This window comes from Occultella gossypii (genome assembly GCF_019947135.1).
In the GTDB taxonomy this organism is placed as follows: Bacteria; Actinomycetota; Actinomycetes; order Actinomycetales; family Beutenbergiaceae; genus Occultella; species Occultella gossypii.
The window spans coordinates 18965-31266 of sequence record NZ_JAGSHT010000015.1 but is presented as its reverse complement, the minus strand read 5'-3'; the positions used below and the strand labels follow the sequence as shown (position 1 = coordinate 31266).

Sequence of the window (12302 nt, the reverse complement as noted above, 5' to 3'; positions counted from 1 at the left end):
GGGGACCGACGACCTCCCGCCGACCGCGCAGAAGCCCTTGGTCTCGCCGACTCGGACCGTGGGATTCCACGCGCTCGGGCGCCCGCTTCGGCCGTGATTCCCTCACATCCCCTTCGGGTGCCAGACCGTCTTGGTCTCGGTGTAGGCGAGGATCGCGTTCAGGGACTGGGCGTCGGCCCAGGAGCCCTCGTCGTCCCCGGCCGGTCGCAACACCCGCTTCACGGTGCCCGCGGCCTCGGCCTCGAGCTCGCCCCAGGTGATGCCGCTGGCACCCAACGCCCCGGCCACGTCGATGGCGTTGACGTCCATGTGCTTGGCCAGGTGGGGGGCGATCTCCCCGGTGCGCCCGGTGATGATGTTCACCACGCCACCGGGCACGTCCGAGGTGGCGAGCACCTCGGCGAGGCTGATCGCGGGCAACGGGCGGTCCTCGGACGCGACCACCACGACGGTGTTCCCCGTGACGATCGCCGGCGCCAGCACGGACACCAGGCCGAGCAGTGAGGACTCCTGCGGCGCGATCACCGCCACCACGCCGGTCGGCTCGGGGGCGGAGATGTTGAAGTACGGCCCGGCCACCGGGTTCGCGTTGCCGGCCACCTGGGCGACCTTGTCCGACCAGCCCGCGTACCAGACCCAGCGGTCGATCGCGGCGGAGACCACGTCCTGCGCGCGCCGCTCGGTGAGGCCCTCCCCGGCGGCGACGTCGGAGACGAACTGGGCCCGTCGGCCCTCGAGCAGCTCAGCGACCCGGTACAGGACCTGCCCACGGTTGTACGCCGTCGCCCCGGCCCAGCCGGGTTGGGCCGCGCGGGCTGCTCGCACCGAGTCTCGGGCGTCCTTGCGTGAACCCTGCGCAGCGTTCGCGAGGAACGCCCCCTTCGCGCTCGTCACCTCGTACGTCCGGCCGGACTCCGAGCGCGGGAACGCACCACCGATGAACAGCTTGTAGGTCTTGCGCACGTCGATCCGTGCGGGCGCCGTGGCCCTCATCGGGTGCTCCCCTCGATCAGGTAGGAGGCCAGGCCGTGACGGCCGCCCTCCCGGCCGTAGCCGGACTCCTTGTACCCACCGAACGGGCTGGTGGGGTCGAACCTGTTGAACGTGTTCGCCCAGACCACGCCCGCGCGGAGCTTGTCCGCCATCGAGAGGATCCGTGAGCCCTTCTCCGTCCAGATCCCGGCGGACAGCCCGTACGGGGTGTTGTTCGCCTTCGCGACCGCTTCGGCCGGGGTGCGGAACGTCAGCACCGACAGGACCGGGCCGAAGATCTCCTCGCGGGCGATCCGGTGCGCCGCGGAGACGTCGGTGAACACCGTCGGCGCGAACCAGAAGCCCTGCTCGGGCAGGGCGCAGTCGGCGGTCCAGCGCACCGCGCCCTCCTCCTCACCGGCCTTCGTCAGGTCCGTGATGCGGGCCAGCTGCGCGGCCGAGTTGATCGCGCCCACGTCCGTGTTCTTGTCCATCGGATCCCCGACCCGGAGGGTGCCGAGCCGGGCCTTGAGCCGCTCGACGACCTCCTCGGCGACCGACTCCTGGACCAGCAGCCGCGAGCCCGCGCAGCACACCTGGCCCTGGTTGAAGAAGATCCCGTTCACGATGCCCTCGATGGCCTGATCGATCGGGGCATCGTCGAAGACGATGTTCGCGGCCTTGCCGCCGAGCTCCAGGGTGGCGTGCTTGCGGGTGCCCGCGATCTCCTTGGCGATCCGCTTGCCGACCGCGGTGGAGCCGGTGAACGCGACCTTGTCCACACCCGGGTGCGCGACCACCGCCGCGCCAGTGGCCCCGGCGCCGGTGACGATGTTGACGACGCCCGGCGGCAGTTCGGCCTGGCGGAGCAGGTCCGCGAACAGCAACGCCGTGAGCGGGGTGGTCTCGGCCGGCTTGAGCACCACGGTGTTCCCGGTGGCCAGTGCCGGTGCGATCTTCCACGCGAGCATCAGCAACGGGAAGTTCCACGGGATCACCTGCCCGGCCACCCCGTGCGGGCGTGGCGACGGGCCGAAGCCGGCGTGGTCGAGCTTGTCCGCCCAGCCGGCGTAGTAGAAGAAGTGGGCGGCCGCCGTGGGCACGTCGACGTCCCGGGCCTCGCGGATCGGCTTGCCGTTGTCCAGGACCTCGAGGACCGCGAACTCACGCGAACGCTCGGCCAGCAGCCGGGCGATCCGGAACAGGTACTTCGCCCGCTCCGCACCGGGCATCGGCCCCCAGACCTTCTCCTGGGCGCGTCGGGCCGCGCGGACAGCTCTGTCGACGTCGGACTCGTCGGCCACCGCGACGTCCGCCAGGGACTCCTCGGTGGCGGGGTTGATCGTCTTCAGGGACCCGCCGGAGGCGGACTCGACGAACTCGCCGTCGATGAACAGCCCGTAGGAGGAGGCGATGTCGACGACGGCCCGCGACTCCGGGGCCGGTGCGTATTCGAAGCGTGGCATGGGTGGTCCTCAGTCGATCGTCACGTAGTCGGGCCCGGAGTAGGCGCCGGTGGCCAGCTTCTGGCGCTGCAGGAGGACGTCGTTGAGCAGCGACGACGCCCCGAACCGGAAGTAGTCCGGGTCGAGCCAGGCCTCGCCGGCCACCTCGTTGACGGCCACCAGGTACTTGATCGCGTCCTTGGCCGTACGGATGCCGCCCGCGGGTTTCACACCGATCTGCACCCCGGTGGTGGCCAGGAAGTCCCGGACCGCCTCGAGCATGATCACGGTGACCGGGAGCGTCGCGGCGGGGGAGACCTTGCCGGTGGAGGTCTTGATGAAGTCCGCGCCGGCGAGCATCGCGAGCCAGGAGGCGCGGCGCACGTTGTCGTACGTGGCCAGCTCGCCGGTCTCGAGGATCACCTTCAGGTGCGCCGGCCGGTCGGCCTCGTGACATACCTCGCGGACCGCGACGATGTCGTCGTAGACCTTGCGGTAGTGACCGGACAGGAAGGCGCCGCGGTCGATCACCATGTCGATCTCGTCGGCGCCCGCGGCGACGGCGTCCCGGGTGTCGGCCAGGCGCACCTCACGGCCGGCGCGCCCCGACGGGAACGCGGTCGCCACCGCGGCCACGTTGATGCCCGAGGTGCCGATCGCGTCTCGAGCGACGGTGACCATGTCGCCGTAGACGCAGACGGCGGCCGGTCGCGGGCACGTCGCATCGCCGGGTTCGGGGGTGCGGGCCTTCGCGACGAGGGAGCGCACCTTGCCGGCGGTGTCGGCACCCTCGAGCGTGGTCAGGTCGATCATCGAGATCGTCAGGTCCAGGGCCCAGGCCTTCGCGCTGGTCTTGATCGAGCGGGTGCCCAGCTGGGCCGCCCGCCCGTCCGCACCGACCCGGTCCACGCCGGGCAGGCCCTGGAGGAACCGGCGCAGGCCGGCCTCGGAGAGGTCCGCGGTGCCGATCACCGCGGCCGCGTCGGCCGCCACCTGGGCGCCGGTCCGGTCCGCGGGGTGGGGCCCGTGCGCGGACTCGGACGACGGCGTCGTCACCGTTGAAGTCATAGCGCCGAGTCTAGTGGCGTCCGGCATGCGGACGCTCCCGGTCGGTGCTGGCCTGCCGGACGGTCCGCCCAGCCGGGCTCAGGACCGTTCGTTGTGGCCGAACTCCTGGAGGAACCGTGGACCGGTCGCGGCGAGCTCGCGCTCGAACTCCGCGGCCCAGGTGCCGTAGGGCCGTCCGGCCAGGGACTCGTTGCCGAACCGCGGATCGTCGGAGACCTCACTGATGCAGAAGTCCGGGATCACCAGGTCCGTCACCGGGCCGCCCCGCTCGACCTCCGCCACGAGCAGCGGGGCGTTGGCGTCCAGGAACTCGTCGATGACCCAGCCGTCCCCGCCGAGCCACACGGCGTGCCGGAACTTGACCACCAGGTGCCCGCCCCGCCGCACCATCTGTTCGGCGACGTGGGGGTCGAGCTCGCGTTCCGCCTCGTACCGGGTGCCGCCGTTGGCAGGGCCCTTGGCGGTCAGCGTGCAGAACGTGAACCGTCCCGAGAGGGCGTCCAGGATCTCCGCCCCCGTGCGGGGCAGGTTCGCGACGGCCGGCATCTGCAACCTGATCCGCAGCGCATAGCCGTCGGACGCGAGGAAATAGCTCTGCACGATGATGTCCGGTGCGGGCTCGTCCAGGAGCGCGACGGGCAGCTCGCGGACGAGGAACTTCCGCTCGAACTCGAAGTCGCCGTACCCGGGGTCGCTCATGGTTCGAACCTACCGCGCCAACGGCCGTATTCCGCCGATTCCATGCCGAACGCGCCGCCGGAGCCCGTGCCGGCGCCGATCACCCGCCGAGCCGTGCCGCTATCGTGGTGACCGCGGCGGACCGGGAGCGACAGCTTCCTCGTCCACTCACACTGGTTTGCCGCCGCGTCCGGCACGGTGGTGCTGCAGGGGGGAAGGCCAGCGTGTTCGTGACGCCGGGGTCACCCGAAGCGCAGGCTGCACCGGTCGGAATCGTCGCCGGGCCGCCCGTCAGGATGGGCGGCCCGGTCGGCGTTCTCGCCGGCCCCGACGGCGCAGCGGCCCGCCGTAGGTGCCGCACCGCGGGTGGTCGCGGACTCAGGCGAAGAACCGGAACAGCGGCGAGTCCGGGGCGATCACCCGGTAGGTGAGCCTGGAGGCGTCCATCCTGGCCAGCAGCGGCTCGTAGCCGTCGGCCGACCCGAGCGTCAGCCCCACGAACGCCGGGCCGGTCTCCCGGTTCGAGCGTTTCGTGTACTCGAACAGCGAGATGTCGTCGTCCGGGCCGAGCACCGAGTCCAGGAAGGCGCGCAGGGCGCCGGGTTCCTGCGGGAAATCGACCACGAAGTAGTGCCGCAGGCCCTGATAGACGAGGGAGCGCTCGACCACCTCGGCGTACCGGGAGATGTCGTTGTTCCCGCCGGAGAGCAGGCACACCACGGTGGACCCGGGCGCGACCTCCACCGTCGCCCCGGAGCCGACCGGCCCGACGGCGGCGAGCGCCAGCGCACCCGCGGGCTCGGTGATGATGCCTTCGGTCTGGTAGAGCTCGAGCATCTCGGTGCACACGCGCCCCTCGGCGAGCCGGCGCACCGGTGCGCCCAGCTTGGCGACCACCGCGTAACTGAGCGCACCCACCCGGCGCACGGCAGCGCCGTCGACGAACGTGTCGATGTCCGCCAGGGTGACCGGCCCGCCCGCGGTCAGGGCGGCCGCCATCGACGCCGCCCCGTCCGGCTCGATCCCGACCACCTGGGTCGTCGGGCAGGCGTCCGCGAGGTAGGTGCCCATACCGGCGAGCAGGCCGCCGCCACCGACCGGGATGACCACCACGTCCGGGCTGCGACCGAGCTGGTCGTGGATCTCCTTGGCGACGGTGCCCTGCCCGATGATGGTGCGCGCGTCGTCGAAGGGGTGCACCTGCACGGCGCCGTCGGTGCGCGCGAACTGCGCCGCGGCCGCGGACGCCTCGTCGTAGGTGGAGCCGGTGGACACGATCGTCACGTAGTCCCCGCCCAGGGAGGCGATCCGGTCCAGCTTCTGCGTCGGCGTGGTCCGCGGCACGTAGATCCGGCCCCGGATCCGCAGCTCCTGGCAGGCCTTCGCGACCCCCTGGGCGTGGTTCCCGGCGCTCGCGCACACCACCCCCCGCTCCCGCTCAACGGCGTCCAGCCGCAGCATCAGGTTGAACGCCCCGCGCACCTTGTAGGACCGCACGGTCTGCAGGTCCTCGCGCTTGAGCAGCACCGTGGCGCCGGTGGACTCGCTCATCCGCTCCCAGCGCTGCAGCGGGGTCCGGTGCACGGCGTGCTGGATGCGTTGGGCGGCCTCCCGGACCCCGGTCGCGGTGACCGAGTCGGCTGCGACGGCGCTCATGCAGGAATGACCAGCCCGGCCGCCGCGGCGATATCCGCCTTCAGCAGCTCCAGGCGGCTCGCCGCCCGCGCTCGTACCGGACCGAGGTCCGCACCCGGCGCGACCGGCTCGATCACCTCGAGGTAGCACTTGATCTTCGGTTCGGTGCCGCTCGGCCGCACGATGACGCGGTCGTTCGCCTCGGTCCGGTAGATCAGCCCGTCCGTGGGCGGCAGGTCGGCACTTCCCTCGGCCAGGTCCACGACCTCGGCGACGGCGGAGCCCGCCAGGGTGGTCGGCGGCGCCTTGCGGAGCCGGTCCTGGGCGGCGGCGATGAGGCTGGGGTCCGCGACCCGGACGGACAGCGGCGCCGTCGCGTGCAGGCCGTGGCGCCGGGCCAGGTCGTCGAGCCCGTCGGTGAGGGTGCGTCCGCGAGCGTGCAGGTCCGCGGCCAGCGCGGCGATCCGGACCGCTGCCGTGATGCCGTCCTTGTCCCGCACGGCGGCCGGGTCGGTGCAATAGCCGAGGGCCTCCTCGTAACCGAAGACGAGCCCGTCCACCCGGCTGATCCACTTGAAGCCGGTGAGCGTGACCCGGTGCGCGAGCCCGTGGTGCGCGGCGATGGCCGCCAGCAACCGGGAGGACACGACCGAGTTCGCCAGAACCCCCGGACCGGACGCGGCGGCCTGGTTGCCCGCGGTGGTCACACGGCCGGCCGCCTCGACGGCCGCCTGCTCCCCGAGCAGGGCACCGACCTCGTCGCCGGTGAGCTGACGCCAGCCGGTGGCCGTGGCGGCGTCGGGAACCGCCACCGAGCAACGGTCCGCATCCGGGTCGTTGGCGATGATCAGGTCCGCGCCCACCCGCGCCGCGGTGGCGAGGGCGAGGTCGAGGGCGCCGGGTTCCTCCGGGTTCGGGAACGCCACGGTCGGGAACGTCGGGTCGGGATCGGCCTGCTCGGCGACGAGCGTGACGTCCGCGAAGCCCGCCTGCGCCAGCACCCGCCCGGCGAGGGCGCCACCCACGCCATGCAGCGGGGTGAGGACGATGCGCAGCTCGCGAGGGACGCCGTCGGGCACCAGGGCCGTGGCCCGGGCGGCGTACGCGTCGACGATGTCGGTACCGAGCACCTCGCGGACGCCGCCGGCCGCGGCGGCGTCGGCCGCCGACCGGGGCACCGACGCGACGGAGGGCACCCGCGCGATCCGGGCGGAGATCTCCGCGTCCGCAGGCGGCACGATCTGGGCACCCTGCCCGGCGTCCGTGACCACCCGGCCACCGAGATAGACCTTGTACCCGTTGTCCTGGGGCGGGTTGTGGGAGGCGGTGACCATCACGCCGGCGTCGGCGTCGAGGTGCCGCACCGCGAACGCCAGGACCGGGGTGGGCAGCGCCGCGGGCAGCAGATACGCGTGCCCGCCCGCGGCCGCAGCCACGTCCGCGGTGTCCGCGGCGAAGTCACTGGAGCCGAACCGGGCGTCGTAGCCGATGACGACGCGAGGGGCCGTGCCGAGGGCGTCGGTGAGGTAGCGCACCAGCCCGGCTGCGGCCCGGATCACCACGGCCCGGTTCATCCGGTGCGGGCCGGCGCCGAGGGCACCACGCAGCCCGGCGGTGCCGAACTCCAGCGGCCCGGAGAACCGGTCCGCGAGCTCGGCCAGGGCCACCCGCTGCTCGCCGGTGCTGAACCCGTCGCCGAGGGCGTGGTCGAGCAGTTCCCGCAACTCGTCCGCGGTGGCCGGATCCGGGTCGTCGTCGATCCACGCCCGAGCGGCGGTGACCAGATCGCTCATCACGCGATCCTGCGGACGATCTCGGCCAGCAGCGCGCCGAGCCGCGGACCGGCGGCGACCCCGGCGTCGAGGACCTCCGCGTGGGACAGCGGTATCGGCGAGATGCCGGCGGCCAGGTTCGTGACCAGCGAGATCCCGAGGACCTCCAGCCCGGCGTGCCGGGCCGCGATCGCCTCCAACGCGGTGGACATGCCGACCAGGTCGCCGCCGAGCCGCTTGACCATCGACACCTCGGCGGGCGTCTCGTAGTGGGGGCCGCGGAACTGGGTGTAGACGCCCTCGTCGAGGGTGTCGTCCACGGACCTCGCCACCTCGCGCAGGCGGGCCGAGTACAGGTCGGTGAGGTCCACGAAGGTCGGGCCCTCGAGCGGCGAGGCGCCGGTGAGGTTGAGGTGGTCGCTGATCAGCACGGGCGTACCCGGAACCCACCCGCGGTGCAGGCCGCCGCACCCGTTCGTGAGCACGATCGTATGGGCGCCGGCGGCCGCCGCGGTGCGCGCCCCGTGCGCCACCCGCCGCACGCCGCGGCCCTCGTAGTAGTGCGTCCGGGCGCCGAGCACCAGGGCGTGGCGGATCTCACCGTCGGCGCCGGTGAACCGCACCGAGCGGAGGGTGCCGGCGTGCCCGGCCACCCCGGACCGGGAGAAGCCGGGGATGTCCTCGGCGGTGAACTCGGCGACGGTCTCGCCGAGCACGTTCGCCGCCTCGCCCCACCCGGATCCGAGGACGAGGGCGACGTCATGGTGGGGTACACCACTGCGGGCGGTGATCGCTGCGGCGGCCGCCGCAGCCGCATCGAACGGGTCGGTCGCCGGGTCGTCCAGGTCGGTGCCAGGGCCGGGATCGGGAGAGGTCACGGGGGCGTCGGTACTGCTCACGATGCCGAACCTACCTGCGTCACGGCACAATGTCCCACGTGACGAGCACCCCGACTTCGCCCACGACCACCGAGCCCGCGTCCGGAGTCGGGAGGTCATCGACCCGTGAGGGCTCCCGGGTGGTGGTCATCGGCGGGGGCCCCGGCGGCTACGAGGCCGCGCTCGTGGCCCGGCAGCTCGGCGCCGAGGTCACCGTGGTGGAGCGGCAGGGCATGGGCGGGTCCGCGGTCCTGACCGACGTGGTGCCCTCCAAGACCCTGATCGCCACCGCGGAGTGGATGACGGTCACCGAGGAGGCTGCGGACCTCGGGATCCGGCCCACCGGTGGCCATGCCGGCTCCTTCGAGGCGGATTTCGCGACCGTCGACGCGCGCGTGCTGAACCTCGCCAAGGCGCAGTCGGCGGACATCCGCACCCGCCTGGAGCGCGAGGGCGTCGCCCTGGTGGACGGTGAGGGGCGCATGGACGGCCCGAGCGCGGTGATCGCGAGCACCGGCTACGGCGACCAGCGGCTGCCCGCGGACGTGGTGCTGCTCGCCACCGGCGCCCGCCCCCGGGTGCTGCCGACGGCCGAGCCCGACGGCGAACGCATCCTGAACTGGACCCAGCTGTACCAGTTGACCGAGGTGCCCGAGCGGCTGATCGTGGTGGGCTCGGGCGTCACCGGCGCCGAGTTCGCCGGCGCCTACAACGGGCTCGGCGCCGACGTGGTCCTGGTGTCCAGCCGGGACCGGGTGCTACCGGGGGAGGACCCGGACGCCGCCGAGCTCATCGAGACCGTGTTCAAGCGCCGCGGCATGGAGGTGCTCTCGCGCTCGCGGGCAGCAGGGGCCCGGCGCGTCGGCGACGGCGTCGAGGTGGACCTCGCGGACGGCCGCGTCGTGCAGGGCTCGCACTGCCTGATCGCCGTCGGTGCCGTCCCGAACACCGAGGGCCTGGAGCTGGAGGGCGCCGGGGTGAAGGTGAGCGAGTCCGGCCACATCCAGGTGGACCGGGTCTCACGGACCACGGCGCGGGGCGTCTACGCGGCCGGCGACTGCACCGGGGTGCTCGCCCTCGCCTCGGTCGCGGCCATGCAGGGCAGGATCGCCATGTGGCACTCCCTCGGGGACGCCGTCTCCCCGCTCGACCTGAGCCAGGTGTCGGCGAACGTGTTCACGGCCCCGGAGATCGCCACCGTCGGCATCCCCGAGCACCGGATCACCTCCGGTGAGGTGCGTGGCGCGATCACCACACTGCCGCTGGCCCGCAACCCGCGCGCGAAGATGCTCGGCATCCGCGAGGGCTTCGTCAAGATGTTCTCCCACCGCGCCTCGGGGCTGGTCATCGGCGGTGTGGTCGTAGGGCCGCGGGCCAGCGAGCTGATCTTCCCGATCACCCTCGCGATCAGCAACCGGCTGACCGTGGACCAGGTGTCCAGCGCGTTCACGGTCTACCCGTCGCTGTCCGGCACGATCGCGGAGGCGGCCCGTACGCTGCACGACGCTCGCGGCTGACCGGCCCGCCGCGGTTGCCCGCGCCGCCGGTCGAAGGTCTCAGTGCCCGACGGCGGCAGGTGCCTCGCGTAGGAGCGTCGACAGGGCCGTGGCGTCGTGGCTCCCGTTGAAGATCGGCGTGCCCGGCTGCAGGTGCACCCCGGCGGCGAGGTCACCCGCGTCGACGGGGTCGAAGCCGAGCCGGTCCACGAATCCGCGCACGAGCGCCGTCGCGTCCGGGTCGTCGCCGGCGACGCCGAGGGCGCGCCGGCCCGGGGCACCCGCCGGAAGCCCATGTTCCTCGAGGTCGTGGTAGCCGATGTGGTTGAGCGTCTTGACGACCGCGGAGCGGGTCAGGTGGCGGGCGACCACCTCCGAGGTGCTCGGCGCGGCCTCGAGCTCGGGGTTGCGACCGTCCGTGCTCGGCCAGTAGTTCATGGCGTCCACGACGACCTTGCCGGCGAGGGCGTCGCCGTCGAGCGTGGCATGTTTGCCCAGCGGCAGGGCCAGGACGACGAGCTCCGCGGGCGTGACCGCGTCGGCCGCCGTGGTCGTCACTGCCCCGGGCGCCATGATCTGCGCGATCAGGTCGATGAGCGCGGGGTCGCCGGACGCGGCGAGCCGGACCTGGTAGCCGGCCCTCATCGCCACCCGGGCGATGGCCGTGCCCACCCGGCCGGCACCGAGGATGGCCACGGTGCCAACGTCACCGTCGGCGCCGGTCGGGACACGGTGCCCGTCGTCGTCGGGATGGTCGGCGGACTGGGCAGGGTCACTCACGGGGCGGCTCCGGGTCGGTACTGGGTTCGTACGGCTCAACACTCGCGGCGGCAGGGACTATTCCGCGCGCGCCACCCGGTGACGCCGGTGCGAGGTCTTCAGGTCGCCTGGATGCGTCCTCGGCGGACCACGAGGTTCTCGTCCATGTCCTCCAGTTCCCGTCCCTTCGTCTCGGGGATCTTGAACCAGACGAAGAAGAACGAGAGTGCGGCCATCACGGCGTAGATGCCGTACGCGAGGGTGAGGCCGACGTCGGCCAGGACCGGGAACGTGGTCGAGACCAGGAAGTTCGCCGCCCACTGCGCCGCGGCCGCGACGGCGAGCGCGCCGGCGCGGATGGAGTTGGGGAAGATCTCGCCGAGCAGCACCCACACGAGCGGTCCCCAGGTGGCACCGAACGCCACCACGAACACGTTCGCTGCGACCAGCGCGACCGTGGACCACGGCGCCGCGAGCTCGGCGGTGGTGGTGCCGTCACCGGCGTCGACGATGGTGGCGAACGAGAACGCCACCGCCATCAGGCCGAGGGACAGGGCCATGCCGACCGAGCCGACCAGCAGCATCGGGCGACGCCCGACCCGGTCCACGAGCAGGATGGCCACGATCGTGACCAGGATGTTCGTGACGGACGTGATCACCGTGATGGTGAGTGCGTCGGACTCCCCGAAGCCGACCGACCGCCACAGCGTCGTGGAGTAGTAGAAGATCACGTTGATGCCGACGAACTGCTGGAAGACCGAGAGCAGGATGCCGACCCAGACGATCGGTTTGAGTCCGAGCCGGCGCCCGCGCAGGTCACTCAGCGACTCCTTCTTCTCCTGGTTCAGGGTCTTCTTGATCTCCTCGATCTTGAGGTTCACCTCGACCACGCCGGTGAAGTCGTGCAGCACGGCGGAGGCCTTGTCATACTCGCCGCGGGCCACCAGGAACCGTGGCGACTCGGGCAGGCGCAGCGCGAACACGCCATAGAGCACCGCCGGGATGGCCTCCGCCAGGAACATCCACCGCCACGCCGCCTGACCGAACCACAGCTCCTCGGCGGCTCCGCCCGCGGTGTTGGCGAGCAGTGCGTCGGAGAGCAGGGCCACGAAGATGCCGGTGACGATCGCGAGCTGCTGGAGCGACCCGAGGCGGCCGCGGACGTGGGCGGGGGAGACCTCGGCGATGTAGGCGGGGGCGATCACCGAGGCTGCGCCGACGCCGAAGCCACCGATCACCCGCCAGATGATCAGGTCGAACACCCCGAACGCGAGGCCGGAGCCGATCGCCGAGATCAGGAACAGGACGGATGCGATCAGCATCACCGGGACCCGCCCGAGCTTGTTCGCCACCGGCCCGGCGAACCAGGCGCCGACGGCGCACCCGATCAGCGCCGAGGAGACCGCGAACCCCTTCAGGCCGGCGCCGAGGTCGAACTCGCCGGCGAGCGCGTCGACCGCGCCGTTGATGACCGCGGTGTCGAAGCCGAACAGGAAGCCCCCGACGGCCGCCGCGATACAGATCCCGATGATCCGGGCGTTCAGCCGGCTCACCGCGGGTGCGTCACCGTGCTCACTCGCTGACATTGGCCCTCCCCAA

At 72.5% G+C, this 12302-nt stretch carries 10 protein-coding genes; 1 reads left to right on the top strand and 9 read right to left on the bottom strand.

Annotated elements, in window-relative coordinates:
- Positions 1–102: 102 nt before the first annotated feature.
- The 7 genes from KCQ71_RS15950 to KCQ71_RS15920 form a co-directional block, all read right to left on the bottom strand.
- Positions 103–993 carry an aldehyde dehydrogenase family protein gene (locus KCQ71_RS15950; protein ID WP_223407655.1) on the bottom strand — a complete coding sequence of 297 codons (891 nt, stop codon included), beginning with the start codon at positions 991–993 and terminating at the stop codon, positions 103–105.
- The gene (locus tag KCQ71_RS15945) at positions 990–2438 is read right to left on the bottom strand and encodes an aldehyde dehydrogenase family protein (protein WP_223407653.1); all 1449 of its coding nucleotides are present in this window, start codon (positions 2436–2438) and stop codon (positions 990–992) included. Before KCQ71_RS15945 ends, KCQ71_RS15950 begins: the two co-directional genes overlap by 4 nt.
- Positions 2439–2447: 9 nt before the next feature.
- Positions 2448–3485 carry a deoxyribose-phosphate aldolase gene (deoC, locus tag KCQ71_RS15940; RefSeq protein ID WP_223407651.1) on the bottom strand — a complete coding sequence of 346 codons (1038 nt, stop codon included), beginning with the start codon at positions 3483–3485 and terminating at the stop codon, positions 2448–2450.
- Positions 3486–3563: 78 nt separating this feature from the next.
- On the bottom strand, positions 3564–4184 hold the full coding sequence (locus KCQ71_RS15935) for a CYTH domain-containing protein (RefSeq protein ID WP_223407649.1): 621 nt from the start codon (positions 4182–4184) through the stop codon (positions 3564–3566).
- A gap of 357 nt (positions 4185–4541) precedes the next feature.
- Positions 4542–5819 (bottom strand): threonine ammonia-lyase IlvA, encoded by a 1278-nt coding sequence (ilvA, locus tag KCQ71_RS15930; RefSeq protein ID WP_223407647.1) that lies wholly within the window; start codon positions 5817–5819, stop codon positions 4542–4544.
- Positions 5816–7591, bottom strand: coding sequence for a phospho-sugar mutase (locus KCQ71_RS15925; RefSeq protein WP_223407645.1), 1776 nt, complete (start codon positions 7589–7591; stop codon positions 5816–5818). Before KCQ71_RS15925 ends, ilvA begins: the two co-directional genes overlap by 4 nt.
- Entirely contained in the window at positions 7591–8415 is an 825-nt protein-coding gene (locus KCQ71_RS15920; RefSeq protein ID WP_249423112.1) for a purine-nucleoside phosphorylase, read from the bottom strand. The genes KCQ71_RS15925 and KCQ71_RS15920 overlap by 1 nt, the downstream gene beginning before the upstream one ends.
- Before the next feature lie 83 nt (positions 8416–8498).
- Between KCQ71_RS15920 and KCQ71_RS15915 the strand changes: the two genes are divergently transcribed.
- Entirely contained in the window at positions 8499–9965 is a 1467-nt protein-coding gene (locus tag KCQ71_RS15915) for an NAD(P)H-quinone dehydrogenase (protein ID WP_223407643.1), read from the top strand.
- 39 nt (positions 9966–10004) lie between these two features.
- On the opposite strand, the gene KCQ71_RS15910 is transcribed toward KCQ71_RS15915, so the two are convergent.
- Positions 10005–10724 carry an NADPH-dependent F420 reductase gene (locus KCQ71_RS15910; protein WP_223407641.1) on the bottom strand — a complete coding sequence of 240 codons (720 nt, stop codon included), beginning with the start codon at positions 10722–10724 and terminating at the stop codon, positions 10005–10007.
- Positions 10725–10822: 98 nt separating this feature from the next.
- Positions 10823–12289 carry a sugar porter family MFS transporter gene (locus KCQ71_RS15905; RefSeq protein ID WP_223407639.1) on the bottom strand — a complete coding sequence of 489 codons (1467 nt, stop codon included), beginning with the start codon at positions 12287–12289 and terminating at the stop codon, positions 10823–10825.
- Positions 12290–12302 lie beyond the last annotated feature (13 nt).